Here is an 18,132-nt window from a genome sequence, read left to right as displayed (position 1 = left end):
TCAAGCATCCCACGCGAAGGGACCGTTGCATGGCAGAGCGCTTCGACCGGATCTGGCACAATGCCCGGCTTGCCACGATGCGGGCCGACCGGCCCGATCTCGGCGAGATCGGGCGGGGCCTGATCGCCGCGCGCGGCGGACGTATCGCCTATGCCGGTGCGCAGGCCGATTTTCCGGCGGATGCCGATGCGGCGGAACGGACCGATTGCGAGGGACGCTGGATCACGCCCGGCCTCGTCGACTGCCACACCCATCTCGTCTATGGCGGCAACCGCGCGCACGAGTTCGAACTGCGCCTGAAGGGCGCGAGCTACGAGGAGATCGCGCGCGCCGGCGGCGGCATCGTCTCCACGGTGGCGGCGACCCGCAAGGCGAGCGAGGCAGATCTCGTCGCGAGTGCGTTGCCGCGGCTCGATGCGCTGATCGGCGAGGGCGCAACCACGGTCGAGGTCAAGTCGGGCTACGGCCTCGACACCGAGACCGAGATGCGACAGCTCGCGGCCGCGCGCAGCATCAGTCGCCAGCGGCCGGTTGCGATCCGCACCTCCTTCCTCGGGGCGCACGCCCTGCCGGTGGAGGCGGAGGGTGACAAGGATCGCTATATCGATCTCGTCTGCAAGGAGATGCTGCCGGCTGTTGCGAAGGCCGGTCTTGCCGACGCCGTCGATGCCTTCATGGAGGGCATCGCGTTCTCGGCGGAGCACACTGCGCGGGTGTTCGAGACGGCGAGGGAGCTGGGGCTGCCGGTCAAGCTCCATGCCGACCAGCTGTCGAACCTCGGCGGTGCTGCGCTCGCTGCAAGATTCTCGGCGCTGTCGGCCGATCATCTCGAGCATACCGACGAAGCCGGCGCCGCGGCGATGGCGAAGGCCGGCACGGTGGCGGTGCTGCTGCCCGGCGCATTCTACTTCATCCGCGAGACGCAGAAGCCGTCGGTCGAGGCGTTCCGCAGCCACGGCGTTTCCATGGCGCTCGCGACCGACTGCAATCCCGGCAGCTCACCGCTGACCTCGCTCCTGCTCACGATGAACATGGGCGCGACCCTGTTCCGGATGACGGTCGCCGAATGCCTCGCCGGAATCACCCGTGAGGGCGCGCGGGCGCTGGGCGTGCTCGATGAAACCGGCACGCTGGAAGCCGGGAAATGGTGCGACCTCGCGATCTGGGACATCGAGCGTCCAGCCGAGCTTGTTTATCGCATCGGCTTCAATCCGCTGCATCGCCGGGTGTGGAGGGGCCAGTGACGGAGCAGGGCACCGCGATCGTCGTCAAGCCGGGAGCGGTCAGCCTCGACGATCTCGCGCGCGTGCTGGAAGGCGCATCCGTCGTGCTCGATCCCTCATTCTGGCCGCGCGTCGAGGCGGCAGCCGAAATCGTCGCGAAGGCCGCGCAAGCGGATGCGCCCGTCTACGGCATCAACACCGGGTTCGGGAAGCTGGCCTCGAAGCGCATTCCGGCGGACCAGACCGCGCTGCTCCAACGCAATCTCATCGTCTCGCATTGCTGCGGCGTCGGCCCAGTCACGCCCGAGCCGATCGTTCGCCTGATGATGGCGCTGAAGATCATCTCGCTCGGACGCGGCGCTTCCGGCGTGCGCCGCGCGGTCATCGAGCAGTTGCAGGCCATGCTGGCGCGGGGCGTCACGCCGCTGGTGCCGCAGCAGGGCTCGGTCGGCGCCTCCGGCGATCTTGCGCCGCTCGCGCACATGACGGCGGTGATGATCGGTGAGGGGCAGGCGATCGTCGACGGGAAAACCGTGTCCGGCGGTGAAGCGCTCGCCGCGGCCGGCCTCGCGCCGCTGACGCTCGGCCCCAAGGAGGGGCTCGCGCTGATCAACGGCACGCAATTCTCGACCGCCTACGCTATTGCCGGCGTGCTGCGCGCCTTCGGTCTGGCTCGCGCTGCGCTCGTCACCGGCGCATTGTCGGTCGATGCGGCGATGGCCTCGACGGCGCCGTTCCGTCCCGAAATCCAGGCGCTGCGCGGTCATGCCGGGCAGATCGCCGCGGCCGCAACGTTGATGGCGCTGCTGGATGGCAGCGACATTCGTCTGTCGCATCTCGAAGGCGACGAGCGCGTGCAGGACCCATATTGCCTGCGCTGCCAGCCGCAGGTTGCAGGCGCCGCACTCGACCTGATCACGCAGGCCGCGCGCACATTGATTGTCGAAGCCAACGCCGTCACCGACAATCCGCTGGTGCTGGTCGAAACCGGCGAGATCGTTTCCGGCGGCAATTTTCACGCCGAGCCTGTGGCCTTTGCCGCCGACGCGCTCGCGCTGGCGCTGTCGGAAATCGGCGCGATCAGCGAGCGGCGCATTGCGACGCTGGTCGATCCCGCCCTGAATTTCGGCCTGCCGCCGTTCCTCACCCCAGATCCCGGCATCAATTCCGGCTTCATGATCGCCGAGGTGACGGCCGCCGCGCTCTATGCTGAGAACAAGCAGCGCGCGGCGGCCTGCTCGATCGATTCGACGCCGACCAGCGCCAACCAGGAGGACCATGTCTCGATGGCCGCACACGCCGCGCGCCGCCTGTGCGACATGGCCGACAATCTCGCCGCCATCCTCGGCATCGAGCTCCTGGTTGCCGCCCAAGGCATCACGCTGCGCGCGCCGCATGCGACCAGCGCGCCGCTCGTTGCCGTCATCGCCGCATTGCGCGAGCAGGTGCCGGCGCTCGGTGCGGACCGCTACATGGCCGGCGATCTCGCCAGGGCCGCTGCACTGATCGAGGCCGATGCGCTGCCGAGCGTGGCGCTCACCATGCTTCCAACTGACCCATTTCCGCGACTTGCCTAAAGAGGTGCCCGCATGAACCGCCGACTGGACAATGACCGCACCATCCGTGCGCCCCGCGGCAGCGACATCAGCGCCAAGAGCTGGCTGACGGAAGCGCCGCTGCGCATGCTCATGAACAACCTCGATCCTGATGTCGCGGAGCGCCCGAGCGAGCTCGTGGTCTATGGCGGCATCGGCCGCGCCGCGCGCGACTGGGAGAGCTTTGACCGGATCGTTGCGGCCTTGCGCAAGCTCGAAGCCGACCAGACGCTGCTGGTCCAGTCCGGGAAGCCGGTCGGCGTGTTCCGCACCCATGCCGATGCGCCGCGCGTGCTGATCGCGAACTCCAACATCGTGCCGCATTGGGCAACGCTCGACCATTTCAACGAGCTCGATCGCCAGGGCCTGATGATGTACGGCCAGATGACCGCGGGGTCCTGGATCTATATCGGCAGCCAGGGCATCGTGCAGGGCACCTACGAGACCTTCGTCGAGGTCGGCCGGCGCCATTATGGCGGCAGCCTTGCCGGCAAATGGATTCTCACCGCTGGCCTCGGTGGCATGGGCGGTGCGCAGCCGCTGGCCGCGACCATGGCCGGCGCTTCGATGCTCGCGGTGGAATGCCAGCCGAGCCGCATCGAGATGCGGCTGCGCACCGGCTATCTCGATCGCCAGGCCGCAACGCTCGACGAGGCGCTGGCGATCATGGCAGAGGCCGCCAAGACGAAGAAGGCGATCTCGGTCGGCCTGCTCGGCAATGCCGCGGAGATCTTCCCGGAGCTGGTGCGCCGCGGCGTCAAACCCGACATCGTCACCGACCAGACCAGCGCGCATGATCCGATCAACGGGTATTTGCCGAAGGGCTGGACGCTCGCCGAGTGGGAAGCCAAGCGCGGCTCCGATCCGAAGGGGGTCGAGCGTGCATCGAAGACGTCGATGGTCGAGCATGTCCAGGCGATGCTGGATTTCCATGCGCAGGGCATTCCGACGCTCGATTACGGCAACAACATCCGCCAGATGGCGCAGGACATGGGCCTGAAGAACGCCTTCGATTTTCCCGGCTTCGTGCCGGCCTATATCCGCCCGCTGTTCTGCCGCGGCGTCGGGCCGTTCCGCTGGGCTGCGCTGTCGGGCGATCCCGAGGACATCTTCAAGACCGACGCCAAGGTGAAGGAGCTGATGCCCGACGACAAGCATCTGCACAATTGGCTCGACATGGCCAAGGAGCGCATCAAGTTCCAGGGGCTGCCGGCTCGGATCTGCTGGGTTGGCCTCGGTGACCGCCATCGCCTCGGCCTTGCCTTCAACGAGATGGTGGCACGCGGCGAGCTCAAGGCGCCGATCGTGATCGGCCGCGATCATCTCGACAGCGGCTCGGTGGCAAGCCCCAACCGCGAGACCGAAGCGATGAAGGACGGCTCGGACGCGGTGTCCGACTGGCCTCTGCTGAACGCGCTGCTCAATTGCGCCAGTGGCGCGACCTGGGTGTCGCTGCATCATGGCGGCGGCGTCGGCATCGGCTATTCCCAGCATGCCGGCATGGTGATCGTGGCCGACGGCACGCCGGAAGCGGCCAAGCGGATCGAGCGCGTGCTCTGGAACGATCCGGCGACCGGCGTCATGCGCCATGCCGACGCGGGTTACGAGACCGCGATCGACTGCGCCCGTGACAAGGGGCTCGATCTGCCGAGCCTTGCGAAGTAGCTAGCTGCTCGCCAGCAGCTTCGGCATCGTCGTCTTCGCGCCGTCCATGAAGGTCTGGACGGCGTCCCGGACGATGGCGTCGAGATCGGGCGGGATCGGCGTCTCGTAGATGAATTTTCGGATGGCGAGATAGAAGATGCGGCCGTGCAGGCCCCAGAACAGCTCGGTCTCGCGCTCACCCAATGAGTGAGCTTTCGAGTCGGGCAGTTTGAGCTCGTGGCGCAGTTCGGCCGCCGCCGGTTCGATGATCTCGCGGCGGACGATGTCGAGATAGCGGCTGGTGATGCCGAATGACTTCATGCCGGAGAACACGAAGATCCGTACCCAATTGTATTCGAACACGCGTTCGACATAGTCGAGATAAAAGCGTGTGAGCCTTGCTTCGAGTGACAACGAACGGTCGCGGATCATCGGTCCCCAATCGGGCGACCAGCGGCTGAGATAGACCTCCTGGTAGACTCGCTCGATCAGCGCTTCCTTGCTCGGGAAGTGGCGGTAGATCGCCGAATGCGTGATGCTCATGCGCTTGGCGAGCTCGCGGGTCTGACCCTCGAAGCCGCGCTCGGCGAAGAAGCGGATGGCCTCGTCCACGATCGCGCGCTCGCGGTCGGCCGCGCGCATGTTGCGACGCTTTGGCGCGGACTTGCTGCCTGTCTCGGTCCGCTTGCGGACCGGTCGCCTCAAAGTTTTCTGCGCTTTTCGGGCCATCTCGTCGCTGAATCAACGTAACCCTGTCTTCATAGCCCAAGGTGCTTTTGTGACCAAATGGTCATTTCCTGTTGACCGATCTCGGGAGCCGTGTCAGGATTTTGAGACCAGATGGTTACAAATCTGGCATCCCGGCTGATGAGCCGATGGATATCGAGGAAACGGCAGTGAAGGCGCGGGCTTTCAGCTATTTTCGGGCTGCGACGATCGACCAGGCGCTGGATGCTCACGCACGCGCCGGGGACGATGCGCGTTTCATCGCCGGCGGCCAGAGCCTGGTGCCGGCGCTGTCGCTGCGCCTGCAGGCGCCGCGGCTTTTGATCGACATCACCCACATCGACGAACTGCGCGGCGTCAGGCGCGAAGGTGACAGCTTGCGCATCGGTGCGCTGACGCGCCATTGCGAAATGCTGAGCGAGCCGTTGATTGCCGAGTTCGCGCCGCTGCTGCACGCTGCGGCACCGTTCGTCGCCCATCCCGCGATCCGCAACCGCGGCACGCTCGGCGGCAGCGTCGCACTGGCCGATCCCGCCTCCGAATTTCCGGCGATGACCTTGGCGCTGGATGCCGAGATCGAGATCGCCGGGCCCTCAGGCCGCCGGCGCGTCAAGGCTGACGACTTCTTCATCGACCTGTTCGAGACGGCGCTACAGCCCGGCGAGCTGATCACCGCGATCTACGTTCCGCTGTTCAGGGCGGATCAGCGCTTTGCGTTCGACGAATTGGCGCGGCGGCGCGGGGACTATGCACTGGTCGGTTGCGGCATCCTTGCGACCTGCACCGGGGAGCGCATTGACGACATCCGCATCTCCTTCTTCTCCGTCGGTAACACGCCGGCACGGGTCAAAGGGGCGGAAACAATTTTGATCGGCGCGAGCCTGGATGCGGCATGCATCGCTGCCGCGCAAGGCGCGCTCGAAGGCGATCTCGCGCCGCCCGAGAGCGACGAGGTGCCGCCGGCGATGCGGCTGCATCTCGCCCGCGTATTGCTTGGCCGCCTGCTCGGACGTCTCGGTGAGGGAGCATGAGCGGCTTCGACGACAGCCTGCTGAACGAGGCGGACGAGACGGTGCGAGTCCGCCTCGTCGTCAACGGCCGCAAGGTCGCCTGCGAGGTCGCGCCGCGTGATACGCTGGTCGATTGCCTGCGCGACAGGCTCGAGCTGACGGGCACGCATGCCGGCTGCGAGATGGGCGCTTGCGGTGCCTGCCTGGTGCAGCTCGACGGCCGCGCCGTGCATTCCTGCCTGATCTTTGCGGTGCAGGCTGATGGCGGCAGGATCGACACGATCGAGGGGCTCAGCGAGAGCGGCCTGCTCGCCGATCTCCAGGCCGAATTTCATCGCCGCAATGCGCTGCAATGCGGCTTTTGCACGCCGGGCATGCTGATCAACGCCAACGAGCTGCTCTCGCAGACGGCGCAGCCGAGCCGCGACGAGATCCGCGACGCGCTGTCGGGCAATTACTGCCGCTGCACCGGCTATGAAGCGATCGTCGATGCCATCGACGCGGTGGCCAAAGCGCGCAGCGCACGCGGAGGCGCAGCATGAGCGCGCCGCTGACCTCGCTCGATCGGCCCAACTCCTATATCGGCCGTTCCGTGCCGCGGCCGAACGCCAAGCGGCTGTTGGCCGGGCGGGGACGTTATGTCAGCGACCTCCGTCTGCCGCGTATGCTCTTCGCCGCGTTCCTGCGTAGCCCGCATGCGCATGCGAAGATCGTCGCGATCAAGACCGAGCAGGCGCGTGCAATCGAAGGCGTGCATCTCGTCGCCACCGGCGCCGATCTCGCCAGGATCTGCACGCCCTGGACTGGCACGCTCGATCATTTCAAGGGCATGACCTCCGCACCGCAATTGCCGCTGCCGCTCGATCGCGTGGTCTGGGCCGGACAGGCGGTGGTCGCCGTCGTTGCCGAGAGCCGGGCGATCGCCGAAGATGCGCTGGAGCTGATCGAGGTCGACTACGAGGACCTTCCCGTCGTCGTCGACATCGACGGCGCACGCGAGGCCGGCGGTCCGCTGGTCAATCCCGGCAGCGCCAACAACACCTGCTTCCGCAGCCAGCTCGACAACGGCGCCGTCGACGACGCCTTTGCGCATGCGGCCCATGTGGTGGAGGAGGAGTTCTCCTTCGGCCGCCATACCGCAGTGACGCTGGAGCCGCGTGCCATTGTCGCGGATTACGATCCGTCCGCGGGCACGCTCACCGTGCATCACGGCACGCAGACGCCGTACCAGTTCCAGGACCTCTACTCCCGCCACTACGGCATCCCGGAAGCGGGCGTCCGCGTCATCGCGACCGACATCGGCGGCTCCTTCGGGATGAAGCTGCATGTCTATCACGAGGACATGGCGGTGGTCGGTCTCTCGATCCTGCTCGGCCGTCCCGTGAAGTACGTTGCCGATCGCATGGAGTCCTTCGTCTCCGACATCCACGCGCGCGACCACCGCGTCCGCGCCCGCATGGCGCTCGATGCCAGGGGCGAGATCCTGGCGATGGACGTGCTGGATCTGACCGCGATCGGCGCGTTCTCGACCTATCCGCGCACCAGCGTGGTCGAGGGCAACCAGGTCATTCGCCTGATCGGCGCGCCCTATCGCTTCAAGAATTACCGCGCCACGCTGGAGGTGATCTTCCAGAACAAGGTGCAGACCAGCCAGTATCGCGCCGTCGGCCATCCCATCGCCTGCGCCGTCACGGAGCGGCTGGTCGATATGGCAGCAAGCAAGATCGGCCTCGATCCCTTCGCCATCCGTGCGCGGAACGTCATCCCCGATAATGCCTATCCCCAAACCTCGCCGACCGGCTACCGCTTCGAGGCGCTGTCGCATCAGGCGTGCCTGAAGCGCCTGCACGAGATGATGGACTATGACGGCTTGCGTGCCGAGCAGGCGGATTTGCGCAAGCGCGGCGTCTATCGCGGCATCGGCATCGCCGCCTTCGTCGAGATCACCAATCCCAGCCCTGCGTTCTATGGCGTTGGCGGCGCGCGCATCTCCTCGCAGGACGGCGCCAATCTCAGCCTGACGCCGTCGGGCGAGGTCCGCTGCCTGATCTCGGTCACCGAGCAGGGGCAGGGCACCGAGGCGATCATCAGCCAGATCGTGGCCGACCAGCTCGGCCTTGCCCAGGAGCACGTCAAGGTCATCACCGGGGATACCGAGGTGACGCCGCATGGCGGGGCGACCTGGGCCTGCCGCGGCGCCGGCATCGGCGGTGAGACCGCGCTGCAGGCGACGCGCGCGCTCAAGCGCAACATCCTGGAGATCGCCGCGCTGATCCTCCAGGAGCAACCGTCGGCGCTCGACATCGTCGATGGCGAAATCGTCGACGCAGGCACGCGGAACCCGCGGATTCCGATCTCCGAGATCGCACGCATTGCCTATTTCCGCTCCGACACACTGCCGCCGGGCACGCAGGCGCAGCTCACGGTGAGCCATCATTTCGCGCCGCAGGGCTATCCCTTTGCCTTCACCAACGGCATCCAGGGCTGCTCGCTGGAGGTCGATGTCGAGACCGGTTTCATCAAGCTCCTGAAGCATTTCATCGTCGAGGATTGCGGCCGCGTCATCAATCCGATGCTGGTCGACGAACAGCTCCGCGGCGGCATCGTGCAGGGGCTGGGTGCTGCGCTGTTCGAGGAATGCCGCTACAGCGACACCGGTCAGCTCATGAACGGCTCGCTCGCCGATTACCTCGTGCCGATGCCGATGGAGATGCCCGACATCGTCATCGCCCATGTCGAGACGCCGACCGCCGACACCGAGCTCGGCGCCAAGGGCGTCGGCGAGGCCGGCACGGCGGCGGCGTCGGCTTGCGTGCTCAATGCGGTCAACGACGCGCTCGCGCCGTTTGGTGCGACGATCAATTCGATCCCGATCACGCCTGCCAAAGTCCTGAAAGCCCTGAAGCGTTTCTAGAAAAAAGACAATTGGAGGAAATCATGCCCAAATCCGGTTCGACGTCGAAGATAACTCGCCGTACCGCACTCGCCGGCCTCTCGGCCGGCGCGGCGCTGCTTGCCATGCCCCGGCTCGGCCGCGCCGCGGACGAGACGATCCGCATCGGCTTTCCGACGCCGCTGACCGGCCCGTTCGCGGCGGAAGCGCGCGATCAGGTCAAATGCGCCGAGCTGGCGGTGAAGCTCGTCAATGACAAGGGCGGCATCGGCGGCCGCAAGGTCGAGCTGCTGGTGCGCGACGACAAGCTCAACGCCGGTGAGGCCGCGACGCGTACGCTCGAACTGATCGAGAAGGACAAGGTTCATGCCGTGGTCGGCGCGCTATCGAGCGCCGTGCAGCTCGCGGTCAACGAGGTCACCCGCGCCCGCGGCGTGATCTACGTCTCGATCAGCCAGTCGGACACCATCAACGAAGCCAAGGATTTCAGCAAATACACCTTCCATGAAGCGCTGAACCCACACATGACGACAGCTGCCGTGGCGCGGCAGACGCTGAAGAAGGGCATGAAGGTCGCGCATCTTGTTGCTGATTACGCCTATGGGCATGAGATGCTGCGCGGCTTCAAGCGCGCGCAGGCCGCGATTGGCGCCGACAATGTCGGCGAGATCCTGCATCCGTTCGGTGCGGCCGACTATTCCACCTTCATGCCGCGCCTGATGTCGATGCGGCCTGACGTGCTCTGCATCTCCAATTTCGGCCGCGACCAGGCCAACGCGATCAAGCAGGCGGTGGATTTCGGCGTCAAGCAGCAGATGAAGATCGTGGTCCCCGTCATCCTGCACAACCAGCGCCTCGCGGTCGGCCCCGACGTGTTCGAGGGCGTCGTCGGCGGCGCCAACTACTATTGGGGCCTGGAGACGCAGAGCAAGTCGGCAGCCGCCTTCAATGCAGCGTTCAAGGCTGCCAATGGCGGCGCGATCCCGACCGACTACGGCGCCTATGGCTATTCCGGCGTCGGATCGTTGCTGGCTGCGATGCAGGCCGCCGGCGGCACCGACACCGATAAGGTGGTCGATGCGCTCGAGAAGCTGCAATATGATCTGACCAAGGGGCCGCAGCATTACCGCAAATGCGACCATCAGTCGGTTCAGTCGGTGCTGGTGCTGGAGTCCAAGAAGAAGTCCGCCATGGCGGGCGACAACGATCTGTTCGCCATTCTCGCCAACGACACCGGCTCGGACGACATGCTGCGCAGCTGCAGCGAGCTCGGCCACGCCACCTGAAGCCTGTGACGATGGACCTGTCGCTGATCATCATGCAGCTTCTCTCCGGGATCGCCCTTGGGGCGGTCCTGGTGATCACTGCGCTTGGACTGACGATCGTGTTCGGCATGCTCGGGGTGGTCAATTTCGCCCATGGCGCGCTGTTCATGATCGGGGCCTATGCCGGGCTGTATCTGGCCTCGCTCACCGGAAGCTTCTGGTGGGGGCTGCTGCTCGCGCCCATCCTGATCGGCGCCTTCGGGATGCTGATCGAGTTCGTGCTGATCCGCAGGCTGTATGGACGCTCGATCGACGATCCGCTGCTGCTCACCTTCGGCCTCAGCTACGTCCTGGTCGAGGGCGTGCGCATCGTGTTCGGCAGCGACGGCATTCCGTTTCCGACCCCGCCGCAGTTGATCGGCGTGCTCGATCTCGGCATCGGCTTCTTCCCCCGCTACCGCCTGTTCGTCATCGCGCTGGTGGCGGTGGTGCTGCTGGCGCTCTGGCTGGCGCTGGAGAAGACCCGTGTCGGCCTGATCGTGCGCGCAGGTGCGCGCGATCCCACCATCATGCAGGTGCTCGGTGTCGATATTGGCCGGGTGTGGCTTGCGATCTTCGGGCTCGGCGTCGGTCTCGCCGCGCTGGGTGGCGTGCTCGCCGGGCCGATGCGCAGCGTCAATCCGGAGATGGGCTCGCTGGTACTGGCCGAAGCCTTTGTCGTCACGGTGATTGGCGGTCTCGGCTCGATCGTCGGCGCGGTCGTGGCCGGCCTCATGGTCGGCATTTCCATCAGCCTGGTGGCGCTGTTCGCGCCTGAAATGGCGACCATCGTCATGTTCGCGCTGATGGCGGTGGTGCTGCTGATCCGCCCGCAAGGCCTGTTCGGCGTGAGAGGGAGGACGGCGTGACGCACCCTTCGAGCGGCGAGGCTCTCGCCAAGCCTGCGCCGAGCGGGCTCGGCCGGCTTCTCGACCACCGCGTGCTGCTCTCCATCGCCGTGCTGGCGATATTGCCCTGGCTGCTGCCGTCCAAGGCGCTGGCCGTCAACGTCCTGATCTACGGCGTCGTGGTGATGGGCTACAATCTGCTGTTCGGCTACACCGGGCTGTTGTCGTTCGGGCAGGCCGCGTTCTTCGGGGCGGGTGCATACTGTACCGGCATTGCGATCGGCCGCTATGGCGTGCCGTGGTTTGCCGCGGTCGCGCTCGCCGTGGGTCTCAGCACCTGCCTGGCGGCCCTGATCGGCATTGTCTCGACGCGCACCCGCGGCATCTATTTCTCCATGGTGACGCTCGCTTTGGCGCAGCTCGTCTACTACGTCGCGCTCCAGGCGTCCTCCTTCACCGGCGGCGAGAACGGCCTGCGCGGCTTCACCGTCGACCGCATCAGCCTGTTCGGCCTCCAGGTCAATTTCCTCGACCCCATCAACAAATATTACGTGCTGATGGCCTTCGCGGCGCTGGCGATGTGGTTCCAGTCGCGCATCCTGAACTCGCCGTTCGGGGCCGTCATCGAGGCGATCCGCGAGAACGAGCAGCGCGCGCGGGCCTGCGGCTACGACGTAGAGCGCAGCAAGCTGGTCGTGTTCATGCTGTCGGGCGCGATCTCCTCGCTCGGCGGTTGCATGCTGGCGCTGCATCTGTCGATCGTGCCGCTCGACATCCTGCACTACCAGACCTCGGGCATGATCGTGATGATGGTGCTGCTCGGCGGTGCCCGCAGCTTTTTCGGACCCTTCGTCGGCGCGGCGAGCTTCCTGATCCTGGAGGATGTCATCTCGCTCTGGACGCCGCATTGGCAGATCTTCGTCGGCGCAATCTTCGTGCTGTTCGTGCTGTTCCTGCCCAAGGGCATCTGGGGCACGCTGCTGGATGCCCTTCGCATCGGAAAGGCGCGGCGATGAGCGGCGAACTGCTTCGCGCCGAGGGAATCGGCAAGCGCTTCGGCGGCTTTGTCGCGCTCGAGGATATTACCTTGTCCTTTGCGGCGGGGCAGCTCACCTCGATCATCGGGCCGAATGGGGCTGGCAAGAGCACGTTCTTCAACATCCTCTCCGGTGCGCTGACGCCGACCTCCGGCAAGCTGCAATTCAGGGGGCGCGAGCTGAACGGCTTGCCGCAGCACCGCTTCGTGCACCAGGGCATTTCGCGCTCCTACCAGATCACCAACATCTTTCCGGACCTGTCGGTGCATGAGAACGTCCGCGTCGCGGCCCAGGCGCTGACCGTGAGCTACGACATCTGGCGCAATCGCGCGCGGCTGACCGAATTGCATGCGCGTGCCGATGCGGCCCTCGACGCGGTGGGGCTTCTCGGCAGGCGAAGCGAATTTGCCAAGTTCCTCTCGCATGGCCAGCAGCGTGCGCTGGAGATCGCGATCGCGCTGGTCTCCGAGCCGGAGTTGCTGCTGCTCGACGAGCCGACCGCCGGCATGGGTCCCGAAGAGACCAAGGACATGGTCGCTCTGCTGGAGCGGCTCGCCGACAAGCGCACGGTACTGCTGGTGGAGCACAAGATGAAGATGGTGCTGGGCCTGTCCAAGCGCGTGGTGGTGCTGCACCACGGCCGCCTGCTCGCGGACGGCGCGCCCGACGAGATCAGGAGCAATCCGGAAGTCCGCCGGGTCTATCTCGGACAGAGTGAAGGCTATGGCTGAGACAGCGCTGCTCGAAATCGAAGATCTCCACGCCTGGTATGGCGCGAGCCACATCCTCCACGGCATCTCCCTGCACGTGAAGAAGGGCGAGGTGGTTGCCCTCGTCGGCCGCAACGGCGCCGGCAAGACCACGACCTTGCGAACCATGATGGGCCTCATGCCGAAGGCGACCGGCCGCGTGCGCTTTGCAGGCATGGAGCTCCTGCCGTTGCGCGCCCATCAGCGCTTCCACCTTGGCCTCGCTTACGTGCCCGAGGAGCGGCGCATCGTTCCCGGGCTGTCGGTGCGCGAGAACCTCCGGCTCGGTCTCGTCGCGGCCGGCAGCGGCATCGAGGAGCGGGCCGCGATCGACGAAATCGCCGCGACCTTTCCGCGCCTGAAGGAGCGCCTCGACCAGGAGGGCGTGACGCTCTCCGGTGGCGAGCAGCAGATGCTGGCGATCGCGCGCGCACTGATCGGCAAGCCCAAGATGATCCTGCTGGACGAGCCCTCGGAGGGCATCATGCCCGTCCTCGTCGAGGAGATGGGCGTGCTGTTCCGCCGCCTGCGTGACGAGGGCAAGACGCTGCTGTTGGTCGAGCAGAACGTCGAATGGGCGCTGCGGCTGGCCGACCGCGCCGTGATCATCGACCAGGGCGAGGTCGTGCACGAGAGCAGCGCTGCGGCGCTGCTCGCGGACAAGGACATCCAGGAACGCTACTGCGCGGTCTGACGTTTAGCCCGCTAGGCCACGACCTTGGCGCCGTCGAGGCGCTGGCGTTCGTTCGCGAGATAGTCGCCGATCGCATCGGCTGACATGGGTCTTGCGAAATAATAGCCCTGGATGAAGTCGCAGCCGAGCCGGCGCAGGGTGTCGAGCTGGGCGCGGGTCTCGACGCCCTCGACGACGCAGGCGATCTCCATGTCGTCGCAGAGGCCCGTCAAAGACTTGATGATCTTGTGACTGACCGGATTCTCGTTGATGTCGGCGACGAAGCTGCGGTCGACCTTGATCTTGTCGAGCGGCAGCCGGTGCACGTGGCTCAACGAGGAATAGCCGGTGCCGAAATCGTCCAGCGAGATGCCGCAGCCCATCGCCTTCAGCGTCGAGATGGACTGCTGCGCGCGCACGAAATCGAAGGTGACGGCGGTCTCGGTGATCTCGAAGTCGATCCGACGCGGCGACAGGCCGCTCTTCTCGATGATGGAGATCAGCGGCAGGATGCCTTCGGCGGCACAGACGTCGTGGGCGGACAGGTTGAACGACAGGCGGATGTCGTCGGGCCAGGTCTTGGCCGTCGCGAGCGCCCGCGCCAGCAGCGTCTGCGTCAGTGGGCGGATCAGGCCGATGCGCTCGGCCGCCGGAATGAAGTCGGCGGGGGAAACCCAGCCGAGACGGGGGCTGTGCCAGCGCGCCAGCGTCTCGAAACCCGCAGTGTGCTCGCTCATGGCATCGACGATCGGCTGGAACACCAGCTCCATCTCGGCGCCAAAATCGGAGGTGCGCAGCAAATTCTCGATCACGCCGCGGCTGCGGATCTCGGCCTCGAGCTCGCCCGAGAAGATCACGGTGCGTCCGCGCAGTTGGCGCTTGGCATGATAGAGCGAATAGTCGGCGCATTCATAGAGAGCTTCCGACGTCGTCGCGGAGTCCGGAAACAGCGCAAAACCGATCGAGCAGGACAGGCCGGTGTGGGCGGTGTCGAGCTGGTATGGCAGCTTGACCTGCCCGCCGATACGTTCGCCGAGCCGTGCCAGATCGGCATCGTCGGGATCGCCACAGACGACGAGGCCAAACTCGTCGCCGCCGAGCCGGGCGAATTCCACGCGTTGCGGGCCGAAGCCCTCGCAGACCTCGCGGATGCGGCGACCCGCCTCGATCAGGACGCGGTCGCCGACGCTGTGGCCGTAATTGTCGTTGATCGGCTTGAAGCCGTCGAGGTCGATGATGCCGACCGCGACGCGAACGTTTCTGCGCTCGGCGTCGGCAAAGGCGCTCGTCAGTTCGGCGAAGAAGCGGCGGCGGTTCGGCAGCTCGGTGAGGGAATCGAGATTGGCGAGGCGGAAGTTCTCGTCCGAGAGTGCCTGGGTCGCCGCCTGCTGTGCCAGCAGCGACTTGCGGCTGGCGACGAGATCGGCGAAGTCCCGGTAGTAGATGGTCAGCACCGTCACCATCGCGCCGGTGACCAGCAAATTGTTGACGGCCATCGCCTCCAGCGTCGGCTCGCCCGTGGCGAAGTAGAACACGACGTAGGGCACGTCGACGACGAGGGTCACGATCAGCGCGGCCGAACGCAGATGCATCAGCGAGAAGATGCAGCCGATCACGGTCACCGCCATGTAGAAGGCCACCTGGCTCTTGGCGAAGGGATCGCCATAGGGATAGAGGGCGAACGACCAGACGGTGAAGCCCGCCGCGATCGGTGCCGCGATCCAGTTGGTGAGACGCAGATTGCGCAGGATGTCGGCGTCGCTGCGGACGACGTGGCGCTGCCGCAGCCACCAGAAGGTCCGATAGCCCGCCACCGCGATCAATACGCCGGGCACGATCATGCTGAGTGAGGCCGGCGCCAGCGGCACATAGGTATATGCGACCGCGATCGTGTTGGTGATCAGGATGAAGTAGAGCAGCGGGATCTGCTTGGAGAAGGCGTCGAACTGCGCGCGCGTCAGCTCGGGATTGTCGGCCGGCACGCGAAACAGCCGCATTGCGGCGGCGAAGTAAGACTTCAAATCGGCAACAGGCATTGAAATACGAGCCCCGGATCCTGAAAACGCCGGCGATCTTGCATAGCGTGGGTAAAGGGCCCGTTAGATCGGGTCCTGCGCGATAGACCAGCGCAGGTTGCGCGCTACCGCTGCATTTCCGGACGCGTGCAACGGTGAGGCTGTGTTAACGATACGGGGCTGCGGCAGCAGGCGTATCGCGGCGAAGTCCTACAAAAACCGCCGTTACGCTCTGCTAACCATGCGCTTCGGCGCAACGTCTTGCCTCGAAGGATGGACACGGAGAGATCCTCCCAAATGCGATTGCGCTGCCCAGCGGGGGAGCCAAGGTCCTGGCGGAGAAGGGCTACCACTATCAGTTCCTGTTCGTGCGCAACGCGAAGCACGTCGATCGGCCGACGATCGCACAGACGCTGCCGTCGGCGCTCGCGTGGATTGTTGAGCATGATCTTTACGGAAAACCGCTGCGCACTTTTCCGGATCATGCTCTAGCGTCCGATCGTGACCCCTGCGGTCGAGCGCATCGCATCCCGGAGGCTCCGCGCATTCATGTCGTCGAGGACTTCTCGCGTCAGCACGGTGGTCTGCCCGGGCGTGTTGAGGATGGTCTCGCTGCGCGATGAGGAGAGCCGGTCGGCCTTGTAGGGCGCGGCGGGATCGGTGGCGGGCGTGTGGTGAGGCCGTTTGCCGGACGCCGCAAAGGCTCCTTGCGAGACGCAGAGGGCGGCGATCACGATCAGTGGCAACAGCTTCGCAGGCATGTGATCTCCCATGTCCGGGAAACCTCAGCCTAGCACGGCGTGACGACGCTTGCAGCGGAAAGGATCAGGCCAGAGCGGCCTGGCGTTCCCGCACCGGTTCGCGAACCCGGTCGAGCTTCCCTGGCTCGGCGAGCCGGGTGAAGCTGCGATGGCTTGCCTGCGCGGGGGCCTCGACGATGACGCCTTCGCAGACGATCTGTCCGCCGAGCATCTTGAATTCCAGCTTGTCGTAGCGCGGCATCGTCTCGTTGGGCGCTGGCGGCAGCAGCCCAACGCTGCCCTGGATGTTCAGCGTGGCTTCGCCGGTGCCGTGAAGGCGGGGATTCCACATCCTGATTCCGGTTTCGGCCCAGCGCTGCCGGATCAGCGCGGTGCGATCGGCAGGTTCCGTGGCCTTCGCGCGAAGTTTCGGCGCACTGCGAATCTCTTCACGTGGAGCCGGGAGCGCCGGAGCCGGCCCATCATGCGTGACCACGAGGGCGTCGGCGGAAGAGTCCTCCGCGGCGACAGGGGCAGGATCGCTTGCAGCGACCGGCTCGGTTGCCACCGCAGTGCCGGAGGCGGAATCGCTGTCGATCTTGTCTTCAGCGACAGGCTCCGCCGGGACGTCGCGATCGGCAAGCGTGACATGGGTATCGTCTAGAACAGGCTCGACATCCACGACGGCAACGGTGGAGGGATCGTCGGCAACGACGAGCGCGGGGGCGTCAACCGAAGCGACATCAACCGAAGCGACATCAACCGGAGCGACATCAACCGAAGCGACCTGGAGATTGGACGAGGTCTCCTCGGCCACATCAGGCTCAACGCCGGCCGCGAACTCGGGAGGTGGATCGCTGCTGATGACGGGCTCGGCCGCTTTGGCCGGCTCGTCCTCGACGTCGATGGCCCCGACCGCTTCAATGGCGTCGGACTCGGGCTTCGTCGAAAGCTCCACAGGCGGATCATTGGCGATGACGGGTTCAGGAACATCGACTGGTTTGGGACCGTCGACCGTCTCGCCGGCTGCCTCGTTCGAGACCAAAACCTCTGCGACCAAGACCGGCTCGAATTCTGTCGGCGCCTGCTGCAGGGAATCGTCGCTGCCGGCGACATCGGCTGCTGCTTCCGCGATGACAGGGTGGGCGGTGCCGTTCTCGGCGACCGCGGCGTCGCTGCGCAGCGGATCAGTGCCGATGCCGGTGTCGAGAGCCGGAAGAGCTTCAGCGTTGTCGGCAACGATGACAGGCTGTTCGGCGACCACCGCCGCACCGTCGATGCTGCCGCCATGCGGCAAGGGCCGAAGCCGGGTGAACGCCCATTTCACCGCGGGGATGCGGCGCAGCAACGATATCAGTCTCGAAAGCACTGGGAGTTGTCCAAGAGGTACTCGGCGTGAGGCAATCGCTGATTCGCCAGCAATGTGAAAAACTGCCCCGGCCGTCACACCCCTGTCAATGTAGACGGGACCAATTGCAGAACATCCACGCATCCCGCGCGCGGGCGGCTGCATGATGTGTCAGGCATCATCGAGAAAGGCGGTTGTCATCAGGCCGCCGTGCACCGGCTGCCAATGTGATCGCTCCCACAGAGCTGCGGCGCCGATCACGGATACGCTTCCTTCGAAAGCGAAGGAGAGAAGACGTGATCCGCAAGATATATCCGGCTGCGGTCC

At 65.7% G+C, this 18,132-nt stretch carries 15 protein-coding genes; 11 read left to right on the top strand and 4 right to left on the bottom strand.

The window, feature by feature from the left end:
• Positions 1-29: 29 nt before the first annotated feature.
• Genes hutI through hutU form a run of 3 tightly spaced genes read left to right on the top strand, consistent with a single transcriptional unit; the run spans position 30 to position 4,483 of the window.
• The gene (hutI, locus tag XI03_RS31255) at positions 30-1,244 is read left to right on the top strand and encodes an imidazolonepropionase (protein ID WP_271594254.1); all 1,215 of its coding nucleotides are present in this window, start codon (positions 30-32) and stop codon (positions 1,242-1,244) included.
• On the top strand, positions 1,241-2,800 hold the full coding sequence (hutH, locus tag XI03_RS31250; RefSeq protein ID WP_271594253.1) for a histidine ammonia-lyase: 1,560 nt from the start codon (positions 1,241-1,243) through the stop codon (positions 2,798-2,800). Before hutI ends, hutH begins: the two co-directional genes overlap by 4 nt.
• Before the next feature lie 12 nt (positions 2,801-2,812).
• Positions 2,813-4,483: a urocanate hydratase gene (gene hutU / locus XI03_RS31245; protein ID WP_028142732.1), complete on the top strand. Its 1,671-nt coding sequence runs from the start codon at positions 2,813-2,815 to the stop codon at positions 4,481-4,483.
• On the opposite strand, the gene XI03_RS31240 is transcribed toward hutU, so the two are convergent.
• Positions 4,484-5,104 (bottom strand): TetR/AcrR family transcriptional regulator, encoded by a 621-nt coding sequence (locus XI03_RS31240; RefSeq protein WP_271594252.1) that lies wholly within the window; start codon positions 5,102-5,104, stop codon positions 4,484-4,486. It lies immediately after the preceding gene.
• A gap of 254 nt (positions 5,105-5,358) precedes the next feature.
• Here XI03_RS31240 and XI03_RS31235 point away from each other — a divergent pair, with 254 nt between their 5' ends.
• Genes XI03_RS31235 through XI03_RS31200 form a run of 8 tightly spaced genes read left to right on the top strand, consistent with a single transcriptional unit; the run spans position 5,359 to position 13,723 of the window.
• Positions 5,359-6,219 carry an FAD binding domain-containing protein gene (locus tag XI03_RS31235; RefSeq protein WP_271594318.1) on the top strand — a complete coding sequence of 287 codons (861 nt, stop codon included), beginning with the start codon at positions 5,359-5,361 and terminating at the stop codon, positions 6,217-6,219.
• Positions 6,216-6,740 carry a (2Fe-2S)-binding protein gene (locus XI03_RS31230; RefSeq protein WP_271594251.1) on the top strand — a complete coding sequence of 175 codons (525 nt, stop codon included), beginning with the start codon at positions 6,216-6,218 and terminating at the stop codon, positions 6,738-6,740. The genes XI03_RS31235 and XI03_RS31230 overlap by 4 nt, the downstream gene beginning before the upstream one ends.
• Entirely contained in the window at positions 6,737-9,112 is a 2,376-nt protein-coding gene (locus XI03_RS31225; RefSeq protein ID WP_271594250.1) for a xanthine dehydrogenase family protein molybdopterin-binding subunit, read from the top strand. The genes XI03_RS31230 and XI03_RS31225 overlap by 4 nt, the downstream gene beginning before the upstream one ends.
• Positions 9,113-9,135: 23 nt before the next feature.
• Entirely contained in the window at positions 9,136-10,377 is a 1,242-nt protein-coding gene (locus XI03_RS31220) for an ABC transporter substrate-binding protein (RefSeq protein WP_038973422.1), read from the top strand.
• Between the two features lie 11 nt (positions 10,378-10,388).
• Positions 10,389-11,264 (top strand): branched-chain amino acid ABC transporter permease, encoded by an 876-nt coding sequence (locus XI03_RS31215; protein WP_161966383.1) that lies wholly within the window; start codon positions 10,389-10,391, stop codon positions 11,262-11,264.
• Positions 11,261-12,259 carry a branched-chain amino acid ABC transporter permease gene (locus XI03_RS31210; RefSeq protein WP_271594249.1) on the top strand — a complete coding sequence of 333 codons (999 nt, stop codon included), beginning with the start codon at positions 11,261-11,263 and terminating at the stop codon, positions 12,257-12,259. The genes XI03_RS31215 and XI03_RS31210 overlap by 4 nt, the downstream gene beginning before the upstream one ends.
• Positions 12,256-13,011, top strand: a complete 756-nt coding sequence (locus XI03_RS31205) for an ABC transporter ATP-binding protein (RefSeq protein ID WP_271594248.1) — start codon at positions 12,256-12,258, stop codon at positions 13,009-13,011. Before XI03_RS31210 ends, XI03_RS31205 begins: the two co-directional genes overlap by 4 nt.
• Positions 13,004-13,723, top strand: a complete 720-nt coding sequence (locus XI03_RS31200; RefSeq protein ID WP_271594247.1) for an ABC transporter ATP-binding protein — start codon at positions 13,004-13,006, stop codon at positions 13,721-13,723. Before XI03_RS31205 ends, XI03_RS31200 begins: the two co-directional genes overlap by 8 nt.
• Before the next feature lie 11 nt (positions 13,724-13,734).
• On the opposite strand, the gene XI03_RS31195 is transcribed toward XI03_RS31200, so the two are convergent.
• The 3 genes from XI03_RS31195 to XI03_RS31185 all read right to left on the bottom strand — a co-directional run bounded on the left by XI03_RS31195 (position 13,735) and on the right by XI03_RS31185 (position 17,805).
• Positions 13,735-15,738 (bottom strand): putative bifunctional diguanylate cyclase/phosphodiesterase, encoded by a 2,004-nt coding sequence (locus XI03_RS31195; protein ID WP_271594246.1) that lies wholly within the window; start codon positions 15,736-15,738, stop codon positions 13,735-13,737.
• Positions 15,739-16,205: 467 nt separating this feature from the next.
• A complete protein-coding gene (locus XI03_RS31190; protein ID WP_271594245.1) occupies positions 16,206-16,478 on the bottom strand; it encodes a TonB-dependent receptor plug domain-containing protein in 273 nt (90 codons plus the stop codon).
• Positions 16,479-16,542: 64 nt separating this feature from the next.
• Complete coding sequence (locus XI03_RS31185; RefSeq protein ID WP_271594317.1) at positions 16,543-17,805, bottom strand: hypothetical protein; 1,263 nt, start codon at positions 17,803-17,805, stop codon at positions 16,543-16,545.
• Positions 17,806-18,132 lie beyond the last annotated feature (327 nt).

The organism is Bradyrhizobium sp. CCBAU 65884 (assembly GCF_028128835.1).
In the GTDB taxonomy this organism is placed as follows: Bacteria; Pseudomonadota; Alphaproteobacteria; order Rhizobiales; family Xanthobacteraceae; genus Bradyrhizobium; species Bradyrhizobium ottawaense.
The sequence above is the reverse complement of the archived record's forward strand: the minus strand, read 5'-3'. Positions and strand labels throughout refer to the sequence as shown.